Raw genomic sequence first — 15996 nt, 5'->3', positions numbered from 1 at the left:
TCTTAAAAATGTAATAATGGACTTGTAAAATTTTGTTAAAGTGAATTTTGTAAAACAATTTCACTATTTTTGATGTATGAAAAAAATGATTATCGCGAGTACTTCAACTGTTTTTGGGAGTGGTTATTTAGACTATTTGTTGCCTACATTAGAATTGCATTTTAAGGGTGTAAAAACGCTTACTTTTATTCCGTATGCAAGACCAGGTGGCATTTCTTATGACGAATATACATCCATAGTAAAAAAAGCTTTTTCTATTATTAATATTGATGTAAAAGGAATTCACGAATTTAAAAATAGCAAAGAAGCTGTTTTAAATGCGGAAGCTATTTTTACAGGTGGTGGAAATACGTTTGAGTTGGTAAATCAATTATATAAAAACGATGTTTTAGCTATTTTAAAACAAGTTTTAGAAAAAGGAACACCCTATTTAGGTACAAGTGCCGGAAGTAATATTTGTGGAGTTGATATGAAAAATACCAATGACATGCCAATTGTGTATCCGCCAAGTTTTATAACTTTAGGATGTATTCCTTTCAATATAAATGCACATTATTTAGACCCAGTAGCAGGCTCTACACATATGGGAGAAACGAGAGAAACTAGAATAAAAGAGTTTCATGTATTTAATGAAACGGCTGTTTTAGGTTTGCGTGAAGGAAGTTGGCTTTCTGTAGAAAATGAAAAAATCACATTGCAAGGAAAACACACAGCAAGATTATTTCAACAAAATAAGAAACCATTAGAACTAGAAAGTGGGGTTGTAGTAACACTTTAGGTAACTAGTCTTAAGTTTTTTTATTTATAGTATTTTATGTAAAAAATAAATGTTATTTAGAAGCATGTAAAAGATACTTCTAAATGACATTTATTATATTTTTAATTAGAAATTAATAATTTACATAATCCACAATTTCCAAGCCATAACCAATCATGCCCACTCTTTTTGTTTGTTGAGAGTTTGTAATTAATTTTAGTTTACTAATGTTTAAGTCGTGTAAAATTTGAGCTCCAATACCAAAATCTCTATTATCTAACTTAATTTCTGGTGCTTTTATTTTTCCATTTAGTTGATTTTCTTTTAAAATCTTTAATCTAGATAGTAAGTTTTGAGATTGATTTTGCTGATTCACAAAAAGGATTGCTCCTTTTCCTTCATCATTAATCACCTGAAACATTTGGTCTAATTTCTTGTCTGCATTATTTGTTAAAGTTCCTAAGATGTCATTATTTACAGAAGTAGAATTTACGCGTGTTAAAACGCCTTCTTCTTTAGACCAAGCACCTTTGGTTAATGCAATATGAATTTGATTATTGGTGGTTTGTTCATACGCTCGCATTCTAAAGTCACCAAAACGAGTAGTAATATCGAAATCTTCTTTCTTTTCAATCAAAGAATCATGCTCCATTCTGTACGCAACTAAGTCTTCAATAGAAACTATTTTAATGTCGAACTTTTTAGCAACTTCTAAAAGTTGTGGTAAACGAGCCATAGTACCATCCTCATTCATTATTTCTACAATAACTCCGGCAGGTTCTAAACCAGCCAAACGAGCAAAATCAATAGCAGCTTCTGTATGCCCAGTTCTTCTTAAAACACCACCTTCTTTAGCTCTTAAAGGAAAAATATGTCCTGGTCTTGCTAAGTCGAAAGGTTTGGTATCTTTATCTACTAGAGCTTGCATGGTAAGCGCTCTATCGGCAGCAGAAATCCCTGTGGTAACACCTTTTCCACGTAAATCTACAGAAACTGTAAAGCCCGTTTCCATAGGATCTGTGTTGTTAAGAACCATCATGTTTAAATCTAGCTCTTTACAACGTTTTTCTGTTAACGGTGCACAAATTAATCCACGACCATGAGTTGCCATAAAATTAATTAATTCTGGAGTTGCTTTTTCAGCTGCTGCTAAGAAATCTCCTTCGTTTTCTCGGTTTTCATCGTCAACAACAATAATTACCTTTCCGTTTCTTACATCTTCAATTGCTTCTGCAATATTGTTAAGTTCTGTACTTTTTTCGTTTGATAAAGAGGTCATATTTTTATATGTCTTTTTTAGACTTAAATTTTAGAAATAAATTTTTAATTGGATTTAAAATCACGTCAATGTTAAAGAGTCCTTTGTCTTTGGTTGCTCTTCTTGTTAAGAAAATTCCGAAAGGAATCATAACAAGAGCAGAGATCCAAGAACCCAATAAAGAAGAAATTGAACTTTCTTCAGCTAAATTTTTACCCATAGTATTTCCGAAGAAATACAGCACGTAAATAGCTATTGCCATGATCATTGGCAAGCCAAAACCACCTTTTCTAATTATTGAACCCAACGGAGCACCAATAAAAAATAAAATTAGGCAAGAGAATGATAGGGCAATTCTACCATAATATTCAGAATCGAAAAAGTTTAAGGTCTTTCTTTTCCATTTAATATTTTTTATGTTGTTTTTTATATTTGTAAGCGCACTATTCATCTTGGTCTTAGAACCGTTTAAAATACTGATTTTATCTTTTAGAGTAAAATTTTCAAGAATACTCGTTGAATCTATATTTTGTGCTTTTATAGAATCCGCGTATTTGTATAATTGTTTCGATTTAGAGATCGACGAAATACTATTGGCTCGAGATAGCAACAAATCGTTATAAGATGTCTTTAAAAGGGGTATGGTGTCATTTAGTTGCTCTAATTGAAGCATCTTATAATTATTCTTAAAGTTTTCGTTGTCTAGAGACCCATCACCAACAATATCAGAAATATCAATATTAAACTCATATTCTTTAAACTTTGCCTGTGAAGCGGGCATTTTGGCTTTCTTAGAAATCGATTTTGAAGACTTTGTATGATCTTCATAATAATAACCATCGTATAAAATAAAGGTCATATATCTACTCCCTTCTTCAGAGATAATTTTACCTCTTTCTGCAGTAATTACTTTCTGGTTTCCTTGTCTAGAGCTTAAATCGTAAATTAATACATTTTTTAATAAATTTTTTTCTTCACCATATTTTTCATCAAATTTAATTTGATAATTAGGTAAATCACTATTAAAACTACCAGGAACCAATGCTAGAGCTGGTTTTTTCTTTTTTATATTATAGTATAAATTCTGCTGTTTAAAGATGGCATACGGAAAGATGTTGTTCAGGAATAAAAAATTGATTCCGCTTAAAAGAAGTGTTAAAAAGACAAGAGGTCTTACCAAGCGTTGTAACGAAATTCCGGCAGATTTTGCTGCAGCAAACTCATAATTTTCTCCTAAACTACCCAAGGCCATAATAGAAGAGAGCAGTACTGCAATAGGTAATGCTTGTGGTACAATACTAAGCGATGTGTAGTATAAAAATTTTAAAATAAACAATACGCTAATACCTTTACCCGCGATGTTTTCAAAAGTTTGCCATAGTAATTGCATTACCAAGACAAATAAAACAATTAAAAAGGTCGCTGCAAAAGGTACTAGAAATGTTTTTAAGATGTATTTATCTAAAATTTTCATTGTAGCAAAAGTAGTTTCTTATATATAAATATGCTACTAATTTTCTGTTAATTGAAAGAATTAATCTATTGTGTATTTTTGAGTCAAAAATTTAGCTTTATTAAACGTAAAAAAGTTAGCAGATAAATCTTCATTCTTTCTAAACTTAATAATAGTAAAGGTTGTTTTTGAAGTATTTGCTCCGGTTTGAATTAATTTATAAATATGTTTTGTTTTTGCATCTATACCTAACTCTACCTTTACAATTTCTGAATTGCTATCTATAGGATTTAAAGTTACAAATTGAATATTTCTACCTTTAATGTTTTCTAATGTTCCCATTTCTAAGTTGTAGCCTTCTTTATAAAACGTTAATAGTTTAGAAGGATAAATAAAACCATCATCTCCACTTAAATCGTTGTCTGAAACAGAAATCTCTTTTTCATCATGATTAATTACATACAGTTTTTTACCATCGTAAATAAACTGATTTCCTAAATAATTTAAACTGTATTTTTCTCCTTGTAAGTTAATTTCTCCTCTAATAGGTGGTTCATCACCTTCTTTTATACCTGCATCTTCATTACTTAAAGTCTGACTAAAACCAATGTACATGTTTTTGTAAGCACCCATTTTGGCTGAAACTTCATCTAATAAAGATTTTGCGTTTTCATCATTTTGTGAAAATGCCACTGTAGTTATAAAAAGACTTAAAAATAAGATTCCTATTTTTTTCATAATTTAACACGTATCAACTCTTATTTAAAAGAGGTTATATTTTTTTTTCGTTTTCTAATAATGCATCTAAAGCTACAAAATCTGGCACTAAAACTTGTCTTGCTTTACTCCCTTCAAAACCACCAACAATACCTGCAGCTTCTAACTGATCTATTAATCTACCAGCTCTATTGTACCCTAACTTTAATTTTCTTTGTAAAAGAGAGGCAGAACCTTGTTGTGCTGTTACTATTATTTCTGCGGCGTCTCTAAATAGTTTGTCTCTATCGGCAATATCTATATCAATACTTGTGCCACTTTCATCATCTACATACTCGGGTAATAGATACGCATCTGCATACGCTTTTTGAGAACCAATAAAGTCTGTTATTTTCTCTACTTCTGGTGTGTCTACAAAGGCACATTGTATTCTACTAAGATTATTACCTGCGGTATATAATAAATCTCCTCTACCAATTAATTGATCTGCGCCACCCGCATCTAAAATGGTTCTAGAATCTATTTTAGAAGTAACTCTAAATGCAATTCTTGCAGGGAAATTTGCCTTAATAATACCTGTAATTACGTTTACAGAAGGTCTTTGTGTGGCTACAATTAAATGAATACCAATTGCTCTGGCAAGTTGCGCCAAACGTGCAATAGGTGTTTCTACTTCTTTACCAGCCGTCATAATTAAATCTGCAAATTCATCAATAACTAATACAATATAAGGTAAGAATTGATGCCCGTCATTCGGGTTTAATTTACGTGCTTTAAACTTTGTATTGTACTCTTTTATATTACGAACCATTGCTGCTTTTAGCAAATCATACCGATTGTCCATTTCTATACAAAGCGAATTTAAGGTATGCACAACTTTGGTGGTATCTGTAATAATTGCTTCTTCTACGTCTGGTAATTTTGCTAAATAATGACGTTCAATTTTATTAAATAATGTAAGTTCTACTTTCTTTGGATCTATCAAGATAAACTTAACTTCTGCAGGATGTTTTTTATACAAAAGGGATGTTAAAACGGCGTTTAAACCAACCGATTTACCTTGCCCAGTAGCACCTGCCATTAATAAGTGTGGCATTTTTGCAAGATCCACCACAAAAGTTTCATTAGAAATTGTTTTTCCTAAAGCAATTGGTAATTCCATTGTAGATTCTTGAAATTTCTTAGAAGAAATAACAGAATGCATCGATACAATGGTCGATTTTTTATTAGGAACTTCAATACCAATGGTTCCTTTTCCCGGAATTGGTGCAATAATTCTAATTCCTAAAGCAGATAAAGAAAGTGCAATATCATCTTCTAAATTCTTAATTTTCGAAATTCTAATTCCTGCTTCTGGTACAATCTCATACAAGGTAATTGTTGGACCAACAGTTGCTTTAATTTCTGCAATACCAATTTTATAATTCTTTAAAGTATCTACAATTCTATCTTTATTTGCTTCTAACTCTTCGGGGTCGATAGAAATTGTTTCGTTGTATTGTTTTAGTAGGTTGAAGGTAGGGAACTTAAAGTTAGCCAATTCTAATGTAGGATCAAATTCACCAAAATCTTTCACCAATTTATCTGATAAATTTTCTGCTACACTTTTTTCTTCTCTACTAATAGCAACATCAATTTCTACTGCTGGCTCGTTTTCTGTTGAACTTTCAACACTTATAGTAGGTTCCTTAATTTCTTCTACCGTTAATTTAAGACCTTCTTTTTTCGTAGGAACATCTGAGTGTTTAGAAATGGTAGGTTTTAAATCGATAACAGATTTTTCAAATTCAGATTTCTCTTCTTTATCCGAATTCAAAGAAATAGGTTCTGTTTTTTTTTCTGAAACTGATTTTGGAGCAACAATTTCTTCCGCTGTATTTTCTTCTGGTTCTAGTAAATCTTCTGCAGCTTGTCTTTCTGCTCTTTCAACTCTTTTTTGCTTTATTTGATCAATATAATGATCGAAAGTAACCTTATATCGCAAAATAATGTAGGCTAAAAGTAAAAATATCAAGGCGATTACTAAGCCTGTTTTACCTATGAAATCTTGAAGATACCCATTAATTTCAAAACCAATAGTACCAGATAATAATGCAAATTTATCATGCAAAAAACCTAAGGTTACAGAAATTAAAACCATGGCAACTAAACCCCAGTTCCAAGAAATAATTATTTTAGATAATTTACTTCGAAACAAGATGTTTAGTCCTGTTAAAAAAAGTTGAAATGATAGTGTAAATGCTGCAATACCAAAACCTTTATAGATGAAAAAGTGACTTAAATTTGCTCCAATTTTACCTAATAAATTATTGCTTTTTACAGCTCTATCTGTTAAATGATGGATAGTACTTTGGTCTTCTTGCCAATTAAAAAAGAAAGAAATAAAAGCGATGCATAAAAAAAGAGAGAACAACATTAGAAAAATACCAAAAATTGTTTGTGCTTGTTTTGTTCTTAAAAAAGCAAAAATATTCGGTTTCTTTTTAGAGGTTTCTGTGGTCTTTTTTGTGCTAGGTTTTCTTTTAGCCATTAAATATATGTCGTATTTTTTAAAGCAAGTTACGTTAAAATAGTAAATTGATTTTTGGAATGTAAATGAAGCCCGCTATAATCAAAGATATAATTGCTGCAAATGTAGGTGCACCTGCGGCAATATCTTTTATCAAACCAATTTTAATATGAAAGTCTGGATGAATGAAATCAGCAATTTCTTCAATAGCAGTATTTACAGATTCTGCGACCAAAACCATTCCAATTGCCAAGAACTGAAGCATCCATTCTGTATTAGAAATATCAAAATAAAAACCCAGAATAGTTGCAATAATTCCGATAAAAACCTGTGCTTTTATACTGTCTTCTGTAGTTAAAAGTAACCAAGTTCCTTTAAACGCAAATTTTAAACTGCGTATTCTACCTCTTATAAAACTATCATTTGGGTTTTTCATGCAACTAGATTGCTTTTAATGCAGCTTCGTAATTTGGTTCATCAACAATATCAGACACTTGTTCTGTGTACACTACTTTTCCTTTTTCATCCAAAACAATAACAGCTCTAGAGTGCAAGTGGGCTAGTGGTCCGTTTGTAATTTCTAATGCATAATCTTTACCAAAACTTCCAGTAGCAAAATCAGATAACATGATTACATTTTCAATACCTTCTGCACCACAAAAACGAGCTTGAGCAAATGGTAAATCTTTAGAGACACATAAAACGACTGTATTTTCTAATTCAGATGCTTTTTTATTAAACGCTCTTACCGAAGTAGCACAAGTTCCTGTATCTACCGATGGAAAAATGTTTAAAATTACTTTTTTACCAGCAAAGTCAGCCAAAGACTTGTCACTTAATTCTACAGTTTTTAATGAAAAATCAGCCGCTTTAGTACCAATTTCTGGTAAATTACCAAGTGTATTTATTGCGTTTCCTTTTAAAGTTATATTTGCCATTTTTTATAAATTTTAGTTTTTCAAAAGTAATTATTTTTATTGAAAAAGTTTACCGAAAAACGGAGAACTTCTAACTTATGTTTCTGACTTTAATAGTTATCTTTGCGGTCGTAAAAAAATAAATAAATTGAATATCTCTCAATACACATCTGAGTTTAAATATAATTGGAAATTAGCAGCACCAGTAATGCTAGGAATGTTAGGCCACACTTTTGTGAGTTTTATAGATAACATTATGGTTGGTCAATTAGGTACTGCAGAATTAGCAGCAGTTTCTTTAGGAAACAGTTTTATGTTTATAGCAATGTCTATTGGTATAGGTTTTTCTACGGCAATAACACCGTTAATTGCAGAGGCAGATTCTTCTAATAATTTCGAACAAGCAAAATCTACGTATAAACATGGTTTGTTTTTATGTACAACTTTAGGAGTTTTACTTTTCTTACTTGTTTTCTTCTCTAAACCTTTAATGTATTTAATGCAACAACCACCAGAAGTTGTAGAATTAGCAATTCCTTATTTAGACATCGTTGCTTTTTCTTTGATACCACTGATAATTTTTCAAGCAATTAAGCAGTTTAGCGACGGAATGTCCATGACAAAATACCCAATGTATGCTACCCTAATAGCGAATATTATAAATGTAATTTTAAACTACCTCTTAATTTTTGGAAAGTTTGGTTTTCCAGAGATGGGAATGGTTGGTGCAGCACTGGGTACGTTAATTTCTAGAGTTGTTATGGTGATTTATCTATGGGCTCTATTGCGATATAAAGAACATTCTAGTGCAATTGTAAGAAATATAAAATTATTTGTATTAGACATCGTAATGATCAAAAAAATTGTAAATATTGGTTCTTTAAGTGCCATGCAAATGTTTTTTGAAGTTGCTATTTTCACCTCTGCAGTATGGCTTAGTGGTTTGTTAGGAAGAAATCCTCAGGCAGCAAATCAAATTGCTTTAAACTTGTCTTCTATGACCTTTATGGTTGCCACGGGTTTAAGTGTAGCCGCTATGATTAGAGTAGGAAACCAGAAAGGGTTGCGAAACTTTGTAGAATTGCGTAGAATAGCCTTTTCTATCTTTTTATTAGGTGTTCTATTGGCTGTTTTCTTTGCTTTATTATTCTTTATTTTCCGTAAAAGTTTACCTAATATCTACGTAGATTTAGATGACGTTGCAAATTATAAAGATAATATGGAAGTGTTAAGTATCGCAGGGAACTTATTATTAGCTGCTGCTTTCTTTCAGATTTCAGACAGTATTCAAGTTGTTTTTTTAGGAGCTTTAAGAGGTTTGCAGGATGTGAAAATTCCAACAATTTTAACCTTTATTTCTTATTGGATTATTGGGTTTCCGGTTTCTTATTATTTCGGAAAAGAAGAAATGTATGGTAGCTTTGGCATTTGGCTTGGTTTATTAGCAGGTTTAACAACTGCCTCTGTTTTATTATTCATTCGATTTAATTCCTTAACTTTAAAGTTGATAAAAGATAAAGAACAATATAACACTACTGCTAGCATTGTCTAGTAATTTTATACATAGAATACAGATTTAAATACGATAATTACAATGAACTTACCAAAATTTTTATTAGCAGATAATAGCAAATCACCCGAAGATATTTTTGTTTTACATACAGAATTTCCTCGTTTTATGATTAATTTAAAAGATGATGAAATAGAGTGGTTTGAAGATTTAACAGGAGAAAATGAAGAAGATATTGCCACAGAATTAGCCGATCTAATGGATAAAGCTGGTGTGTTTTATGATGATGAAATGAAAGAATTTGAATAAAACCTAAGTTCATAAGCATAAAAAAATCCTCAAACTATGTATAGTTTGAGGATTTTTAATATGTAGTTGTTACTAATTTATTGTTTTACTTCAGGAATTTTGATGCCTAATTTTTTAATAACTAAGTCTGTAATATCAAACTTATCATCTAAATAAGCAAACTGATTGCCTGTTGTAGTTAAGATTTGAGTGTAACTATTTTCTTTTGAAACTTCTGCAATAGCATCACCTAATCTTTTATACAAAGGACGCATTAACTCGTCTCTTTTTAAACTCATTAAAGTGTTTCCGTTTTTTTGATACTTATTAATGTCTTGTTCTAAAGCGCCCAATTCTTGTTGAATTGTTTTCTTCTCTAAAACCCCCATTTCTTTTTCCTTCTTTTTATAGTCTTCTACTTTTATTTTAAAGTCTTCTAACTTTAAGTTGAAAGACGAATCTAATTTAGCGCCATAATCTTGCGTCATTTTTATAACGATTTTTGTTTCTGGCATAAAATTAACAATGTAATCACTATCTACAGTGCCTACTTTACTTTGTGCTGTAGAAAATGTGCTTATAAAAGCAATAAATAATACGGTAATTTTTAGTTTCATGATTTAATTTTAGTTTAACAAATATATAAAAGTGAAGTATTTAGCCAAATTTCTAATGTATAAAAAAAGTTAAATTTTTACTTTTAGAAACTTGAAGCATAGTTTTCTAGTTTATTTAAATCGTCTTTATTAGAAATATTGGTGTTTGCATCTGCGAGTAAAAAACGGATTTCATTATCTATGATTGCGTTGTATTTTTCAAATTCAGATTTCTTTTTCACATTATTTAAAGCGGTAAGTAATTTTGTAACAATAACAACATCATGAGAACAATACGTTCGTATAGCTGCCATTATATTATATAGTAAGTCTTCAAAATTTAAAGAATTTACAAAAACAAAAGCTTCATTCTCTTTTTGTTTGATATCTATATTTCTTTTTTGCACTCTTAGAATTAACAATTCAGAAAGATAATCGATGGCGTTTATTGCCGTTCCAGGATCATTAATTCCTGGCGACATCGATTTTACAGCAACTTCTGTAATTTGTTTAAAAGCTAATAAATAATTGTCATCAATTAATTCTCCTTTAGAAAAAGTAAAATTACCATGTATGCTTTCTAAAATATCATTATTGACAGCAATATTGGTTTTAAACAACACTTCATCTTCACTACAATAAGAACCTTTATTTGAAAGTATTTCCAACTTAAAATTATTCTCGTGAGCTAAATCTACTAAAATATCTATAGACAATATTTTAAAATATCCGGTATATTTTGTTTTATGAGCAATCCAATTTTCTGTATTTACTACTTTATTTTTAACACTTTTTTCATCTTCAATTAAATGAAGTAATTTTTTTTCTGCTGAAACGTATATTTTTAAAAGGATATTATTTATTTGAATTTCTTGAGATATAGAGTGTATAAAGTAGATAAATGCAGCTAATGAATGAATCATAAATACAATAGATAGTAATACAGAAAAACCAGGAAGTTGGTATTTTTCTCCATTTGGTTCTATAAATACTAAAATAAAAATACAATAGATTATGGTAAATAAATATATTCCCAAAACTATTTGATGCCTTCTGTTAGAGATTAAACCGGGTAATAATCTAGGAGAAAAATTGCTAGAAGCTTGGTTTAATAAAATCATTACCATTGAAAAACTGAAAACCATAATAGAGGTTAATCCGGCGATGAAAGTAGATAAAATGGTTCTAGCTGTTTCTTTGTCATTGATAACCAATTCTGGTAAAAAATCTTGAAGGTAAGCAGAGATGCCTTCATTCTCTAAGTACATCATTATATAAGCAAAAATAACTCCAGCCAAAGCTATAATCGATGGAAAGAAAGCAATCTTATTTTTTAGATTATAAACCTTACTTAGTAATGTAGATATTTTATCTTTCATATTAATCTAATTTTTTACTAATTGTATTTTTAATCGTTTCAAAAGAAGTTAAGTAATCAAACCATAAAGTACTTTTATCTCTTTTAAACCAAGTTAATTGTCTTTTAGCGAAACGTCTGGTGTTTTTCTTAATTTCAGAAACAGCAAATTCTTTGGTAAATGTTCCGTCTAGAAAAGAAAAAAGCTCTCTATAACCCACGGTTTGTAGTGCATTTAGTGCTTTATTAGGATATAGTTTTTCTGTTTCTTCTAACAAACCATTGGCAATCATTATATCTACACGTTTGTTAATTCTACTATAAATAATTTCTCTATCTGCATTTAAACCTACTTTTATAACATTAAAATCTCTAGGTTTTTTAGGTTTGTTTTTAAAGGTTGAATATGGAGTACCAGAACCGAGGCAAACTTCTAAAGCCCTCATAACTCTATGCGGATTATCTAAAGCAATTGTATGATAGGTTTCTTCATCTAATTCTTTTAATTGTTGCTGTAAAACTTCTATTCCGTCTTTTTCTAGTTTTAGTGTTAATTCCTCACGTATTTTAGCATCAACCTCTGGGAAATAATCCAACCCTTTTAAAACGGCATCTACATACAAACCACTACCACCAACCATTATTTGAACAGAATTCTCTCGAAAGAGTTCCTCTAATTTTTCTAACGCATCTCTTTCATATTCGCCTACATTATAAGTTTCAAAAATACTTCTATTCTGTATAAAGTAATGCTTTGCTGCCGCTAATTCTTCTGGTTCTGGCACAGCGGTACCAATTGTCATTTCTTTAAAAAACTGTCTAGAATCACAAGAAATAATACTTGCATTATAAGCATTTGCAAGCTGTATACTTAAGGCTGTTTTACCAATAGCGGTAGGGCCCACAATTGTTATTAAGGTGTTTTTTGTAGGATTCATTTAATTTAAGATACTTCCGCAGTTATAACAAAAAGTTGCATTTTTTTTATGAGTTCCCTTTAGACAGGTTGGGCACGCTTGTGTATTTGTATCTATTTCAGAATCAGTTTTTGTCATTTCAGAACTTACAATTCCTGTAGGGATGGCAATGATAGAGTACCCCATAATCATAATAGCACTTGCAATTAATTGACCTAAAGGAGTTTGAGGTGCAATGTCACCAAAACCAACGGTGGTTAATGTTACAATTGCCCAGTAAATACTCTTAGGAATGTTTGTAAATCCGTTTTCTGCACCTTCTATCATATACATTACTGTTCCTAAAATAATACAAACAATTAAAACAAAAAACAGGAATACAGCTATTTTTGCTCTACTAGATCTTAATGCTAATAATAGTTTGTTAGACGCACCTATATATCTAGCCAATTTTAAAATTCTAAAAACACGCAATAAACGTAAAGCTCTTAAGGCCACTAAACCTTGAGAACCGACAAAAATAAGAGATAAATACATGGGTATTGTCGATAGTAAATCTATAATACCATAGAAGCTAAAAATATATTTATAAGGTTTTCTTATCGATATAATACGAAGGATGTATTCTATCGAAAAGAGAATAGTAATAATCCATTCACCAATATTTAAATAGTAGTGATAATCATTGTCAAAACTCTCTATACTTTCTAGCATTACTAACAGTATGCTTGCTAGAATGGCTATTAATAAAATTACATCAAATACTTTACCTTCTTTTGTATCTGCTTCATAGATAATTTCATGAAGTCTTACTTTCCAAGAAGATTTTTTTATAGAATTACTCAAAATTTAGCTTTTTTTCTAATACAATACTACAAATATTAACTGAGTTTAAAAATTTTTATATCAATTTTATCAGTATTTATAGGGGTTTTAAAAAAAGATTAAAAAAAAACAACCTTTTTTAAAACCGTACTTTAAATCTTCTCGTAAGTATGAGTGAGATTCAATTAAATATAAACTAAAAACTCACACAATGAAAAAAAGTAAAATTTTATTAGGAACTGTAATTCTTGGAATTATCGGTTTAATTACAGTAGCAGCAGATCACATCGATGCGCCTGCAGCACAAGGAACTTCTGCAGACATTACAGATTTCTATGCATTTCAAGCAGAAAACACCAGCAATTTGGTTTTTGTAGCGAACGTACAAGGTTTATTAAGTCCTTCTGCAACAAACACAACTAATTTTGATGAAAACGTATTAGTAGAGTTTAATATTGATACAAATGGAGACAATGTAGAAGACTTAGTAATACAAGCAATACCAAGAGATGGTAAAATGTATTTTTTCGGACCAGTTGCACCATCTGTTACAGGTTTAAATAGTACAATTTCGGAAATGTCTTCTATCAAAGGAGAAGTAGCTATTTCAGCAAAAGGTTCTAATGCAGTAATTGCAACAAATGCTGCAGGAATGAAAATGTTTGCAGGACCAAGAGATGATCCTTTTTTCTTTGACTTTGCTAAATATAGTGAAATCATAGGAGGTACAGCATCAGCATTTAGCACACCTGGTGCAGATACATTTGCGGGTACTAATGTATTATCTATAGTCGTAGAAGTTCCTAAGAGTATGATTGGTACTTCTGGTACAATTAACACTTGGGTAGAAGCAAAAGTAAAACAATAATAATCAAACTTTAAAAACAGAATATCATGAAAATTAATTTTATAAAATATACGGCAGCTTTATTAATGTCTTCAATAGTATTAGTTAGTTGTAACAATAATGATGATGAGCCAGTTATCATAAAAACAGATTTCTCTGGAACTTTTGCACAGAAAGATCAAATGGGTAGACCAGCAGTAAACACAGTGTTTACATCTTCTGCAAGTAAAGATGAATTTAATGTAACCATACCTTCTGAGCAAAACGCAAGTTTTCAGGCAATGTTTGAAGCAAATTTAAAAGGATTGAGTCCTGCTTTTGCAAACATGGGAGATAAAAATGCGCTAGGACAAGATGCAGCTGCCTTTACAGGTTTATTAGCTACAGATGTTTTAAACGTTTCTTTAGATGGTACAACAACTTTTTATGACGGTACAAATGTACTTACAGGAAGAGCTTTAGCAGATGATGTTATTACTGTAGAGTTGTTATTAATTTTTGGTGGAGAAGATTTTACTGAAAACCCAACACTTTCAGATGATAACGTAAATGCAAATGACAAAGACTTCTTAACAAGTTTTCCATACTTGGCTTCACCTTGGTAGAAGCTTCTTAAACCAGATACCAATTTATTAAAAAAAATGGGTATTGGTTTATCATAACTACAGTACTATTAATAATCTGGTGTACTAATTCTTATAAAGTGCACCAGTTATTTAACCATTAAAAATACAAAAAATGAAATATTTCCAACTAATTTTATTGTTTGTAACTTTTTCTATCGCAACAAGTTGCAACACATCAACCGACAAACAAATAACAAATACTAAAGATTACAATGAGTTTTTAGAAGTTTCTGAAAATGCATCTTTAGAAAATATACAATTAGATTATAATTTTTGGGAACAAAAATTAGAAAAAACACCAGACCAACATCCATATTATGCTAAGTTAGCAGCTGCAAACAATACTATTTTTAAATTAACAGGAGAAATAGCATCGTTAAAAAAAGCAGAAAAAAACTTGGTTTTAGTAAATGAAAAAACCAATTACAATAGTGCTAGTTATTTAAGAAGTTTGGCTAGAAACTATATTTCTCAGCATAGATTCAAACAAGCTTTAGCATTACTTAAAAAAGCAGAGATAAATGGAGAAAACTTACAGCAAACACAGTTTATGCTGATTGATGTAAATTTAGAACTAGGCAATTTAGAAGAAACAGAAAAATATTTATCTAAAGTTAAAAATTTTAAAAGTTTCGATTATTTAATAAGAGTATCTAAATACAATGATCATATTGGTAATTTAGACAAGGCTATTCAATATTTAGAGGCTTCATTAAAAATAGCAAAATCTTCTAACAACAAAGTTTTAGAGCAATGGAATTATACCAATCTTGCAGATTATTATGGCCATGCGGGGAGAATTAAAGATTCTTACAGCGCTTATTTAAAAGCATTAAAACTGAATCCTAATGATAGTTATGCTAAAAAAGGAATTGCTTGGATAGTATACTCATACGAAAGAAACCCAACTGAAGCCTTACGAATATTAGAAACAGTAACAAAAGAAAATAAAGCACCAGATTATCATTTATTAAAAGCAGATATTTTAGACTTTATGGGAAATTCTCAAGAAAAAGAGAGAGAAATAGAAAAGTATTTAGCAAAAGCATCTGATACAAATTACGGAGTAATGTATCATAAATACGACGTTTTATTATATGCAGATATAGCAGACAAGAAAACAAAAGCATTAGAAATAGCTATGCAAGAAGTTTCAGAAAGACCTACAGCACAATCGTATGATTTATTAGCTTGGTCGTATTTTAAAAACGGACAAAATAAAAAGGCATTAGAGATTGCTGAGAGCCATGTGATTAATAAAACTTTTGAGCCAGAAGCTTTGTTACATACGGCTTATATTTTAAAAGCAAATGACAAGAAAGATGCTGCAATTTTACTGAAAAAAGAATTGACTGAAAGTGTATATGAATTAGGTCCTTTAGTTGAAGATTACATTAAAAAGATTTAGATTTGTAGGTC

At 30.3% G+C, this 15996-nt stretch carries 16 protein-coding genes; 6 read left to right on the top strand and 10 right to left on the bottom strand.

The features are described 5' to 3' along the window. Positions 1-76 precede the first annotated feature (76 nt). A complete protein-coding gene (pepE, locus tag ES045_RS04895) occupies positions 77-778 on the top strand; it encodes a dipeptidase PepE (protein ID WP_147113258.1) in 702 nt (233 codons plus the stop codon). A 112-nt stretch (positions 779-890) separates the two neighbouring features. Here pepE and ribB read toward each other — a convergent pair whose 3' ends face one another. Genes ribB through tpx form a run of 6 tightly spaced genes read right to left on the bottom strand, consistent with a single transcriptional unit; the run spans position 891 to position 7632 of the window. Then, complete coding sequence (gene ribB, locus ES045_RS04890) at positions 891-2036, bottom strand: 3,4-dihydroxy-2-butanone-4-phosphate synthase (protein WP_147113255.1); 1146 nt, start codon at positions 2034-2036, stop codon at positions 891-893. Positions 2037-2040: 4 nt separating this feature from the next. Beyond that, positions 2041-3489: an LptF/LptG family permease gene (locus tag ES045_RS04885; protein WP_147113252.1), complete on the bottom strand. Its 1449-nt coding sequence runs from the start codon at positions 3487-3489 to the stop codon at positions 2041-2043. Between the two features lie 60 nt (positions 3490-3549). Continuing rightward, entirely contained in the window at positions 3550-4206 is a 657-nt protein-coding gene (locus tag ES045_RS04880) for a LolA family protein (RefSeq protein WP_147113249.1), read from the bottom strand. Between the two features lie 34 nt (positions 4207-4240). After that, on the bottom strand, positions 4241-6715 hold the full coding sequence (locus tag ES045_RS04875) for a DNA translocase FtsK (protein ID WP_147113245.1): 2475 nt from the start codon (positions 6713-6715) through the stop codon (positions 4241-4243). A 34-nt stretch (positions 6716-6749) separates the two neighbouring features. After that, entirely contained in the window at positions 6750-7130 is a 381-nt protein-coding gene (locus ES045_RS04870) for a diacylglycerol kinase family protein (protein ID WP_147113242.1), read from the bottom strand. Positions 7131-7134: 4 nt separating this feature from the next. Next, a complete protein-coding gene (gene tpx / locus ES045_RS04865; RefSeq protein WP_147113240.1) occupies positions 7135-7632 on the bottom strand; it encodes a thiol peroxidase in 498 nt (165 codons plus the stop codon). Between the two features lie 127 nt (positions 7633-7759). On the opposite strand from tpx, the gene ES045_RS04860 reads away from it, so the two are divergent. Continuing rightward, positions 7760-9163 carry an MATE family efflux transporter gene (locus ES045_RS04860; RefSeq protein WP_147113237.1) on the top strand — a complete coding sequence of 468 codons (1404 nt, stop codon included), beginning with the start codon at positions 7760-7762 and terminating at the stop codon, positions 9161-9163. Positions 9164-9205: 42 nt separating this feature from the next. Continuing rightward, complete coding sequence (locus ES045_RS04855) at positions 9206-9430, top strand: hypothetical protein (RefSeq protein WP_147113234.1); 225 nt, start codon at positions 9206-9208, stop codon at positions 9428-9430. A gap of 77 nt (positions 9431-9507) precedes the next feature. Here the strand turns inward: ES045_RS04855 and ES045_RS04850 are convergent, their stop codons facing one another. The 4 genes from ES045_RS04850 to ES045_RS04835 all read right to left on the bottom strand — a co-directional run bounded on the left by ES045_RS04850 (position 9508) and on the right by ES045_RS04835 (position 13125). Next, complete coding sequence (locus tag ES045_RS04850; protein ID WP_147113231.1) at positions 9508-10026, bottom strand: OmpH family outer membrane protein; 519 nt, start codon at positions 10024-10026, stop codon at positions 9508-9510. An 83-nt stretch (positions 10027-10109) separates the two neighbouring features. After that, complete coding sequence (locus ES045_RS04845) at positions 10110-11384, bottom strand: DUF2254 domain-containing protein (protein WP_147113228.1); 1275 nt, start codon at positions 11382-11384, stop codon at positions 10110-10112. A gap of 1 nt (position 11385) precedes the next feature. Then, positions 11386-12300: a tRNA (adenosine(37)-N6)-dimethylallyltransferase MiaA gene (gene miaA / locus ES045_RS04840; RefSeq protein ID WP_147113226.1), complete on the bottom strand. Its 915-nt coding sequence runs from the start codon at positions 12298-12300 to the stop codon at positions 11386-11388. Further along, positions 12301-13125, bottom strand: coding sequence for an ion transporter (locus tag ES045_RS04835; RefSeq protein WP_147113224.1), 825 nt, complete (start codon positions 13123-13125; stop codon positions 12301-12303). It lies immediately after the preceding gene. Between the two features lie 190 nt (positions 13126-13315). Between ES045_RS04835 and ES045_RS16720 the strand changes: the two genes are divergently transcribed. The 3 genes from ES045_RS16720 to ES045_RS04820 all read left to right on the top strand — a co-directional run bounded on the left by ES045_RS16720 (position 13316) and on the right by ES045_RS04820 (position 15985). Next, complete coding sequence (locus ES045_RS16720) at positions 13316-13972, top strand: DUF4331 family protein (RefSeq protein WP_147113222.1); 657 nt, start codon at positions 13316-13318, stop codon at positions 13970-13972. Positions 13973-13998: 26 nt separating this feature from the next. Further along, positions 13999-14556 carry a DUF4331 family protein gene (locus ES045_RS16715; RefSeq protein ID WP_147113221.1) on the top strand — a complete coding sequence of 186 codons (558 nt, stop codon included), beginning with the start codon at positions 13999-14001 and terminating at the stop codon, positions 14554-14556. 133 nt (positions 14557-14689) lie between these two features. After that, positions 14690-15985, top strand: coding sequence for a tetratricopeptide repeat protein (locus ES045_RS04820; RefSeq protein ID WP_147113219.1), 1296 nt, complete (start codon positions 14690-14692; stop codon positions 15983-15985). Positions 15986-15996 lie beyond the last annotated feature (11 nt).

The organism is Polaribacter sp. IC073, from assembly GCF_007997075.1.
In the GTDB taxonomy this organism is placed as follows: domain Bacteria; phylum Bacteroidota; class Bacteroidia; order Flavobacteriales; family Flavobacteriaceae; genus Polaribacter.
The sequence above is the reverse complement of the archived record's forward strand: the minus strand, read 5'-3'. Positions and strand labels throughout refer to the sequence as shown.

Excerpts from the sequence above, each read along its gene's own strand:
- pepE (WP_147113258.1), top strand. The coding sequence starts at position 77 with ATGAAAAAAATGATTATCGCGAGTACTTCAACTGTTTTTGGGAGTGGT.
- ribB (WP_147113255.1), bottom strand. The coding sequence starts at position 2,036 with ATGACCTCTTTATCAAACGAAAAAAGTACAGAACTTAACAATATTGCA.
- ES045_RS04885 (WP_147113252.1), bottom strand. The coding sequence starts at position 3,489 with ATGAAAATTTTAGATAAATACATCTTAAAAACATTTCTAGTACCTTTT.
- ES045_RS04880 (WP_147113249.1), bottom strand. The coding sequence starts at position 4,206 with ATGAAAAAAATAGGAATCTTATTTTTAAGTCTTTTTATAACTACAGTG.
- ES045_RS04875 (WP_147113245.1), bottom strand. The coding sequence starts at position 6,715 with ATGGCTAAAAGAAAACCTAGCACAAAAAAGACCACAGAAACCTCTAAA.
- ES045_RS04870 (WP_147113242.1), bottom strand. The coding sequence starts at position 7,130 with ATGAAAAACCCAAATGATAGTTTTATAAGAGGTAGAATACGCAGTTTA.
- tpx (WP_147113240.1), bottom strand. The coding sequence starts at position 7,632 with ATGGCAAATATAACTTTAAAAGGAAACGCAATAAATACACTTGGTAAT.
- ES045_RS04855 (WP_147113234.1), top strand. The coding sequence starts at position 9,206 with ATGAACTTACCAAAATTTTTATTAGCAGATAATAGCAAATCACCCGAA.
- ES045_RS04850 (WP_147113231.1), bottom strand. The coding sequence starts at position 10,026 with ATGAAACTAAAAATTACCGTATTATTTATTGCTTTTATAAGCACATTT.
- ES045_RS04845 (WP_147113228.1), bottom strand. The coding sequence starts at position 11,384 with ATGAAAGATAAAATATCTACATTACTAAGTAAGGTTTATAATCTAAAA.
- miaA (WP_147113226.1), bottom strand. The coding sequence starts at position 12,300 with ATGAATCCTACAAAAAACACCTTAATAACAATTGTGGGCCCTACCGCT.
- ES045_RS16720 (WP_147113222.1), top strand. The coding sequence starts at position 13,316 with ATGAAAAAAAGTAAAATTTTATTAGGAACTGTAATTCTTGGAATTATC.
- ES045_RS16715 (WP_147113221.1), top strand. The coding sequence starts at position 13,999 with ATGAAAATTAATTTTATAAAATATACGGCAGCTTTATTAATGTCTTCA.
- ES045_RS04820 (WP_147113219.1), top strand. The coding sequence starts at position 14,690 with ATGAAATATTTCCAACTAATTTTATTGTTTGTAACTTTTTCTATCGCA.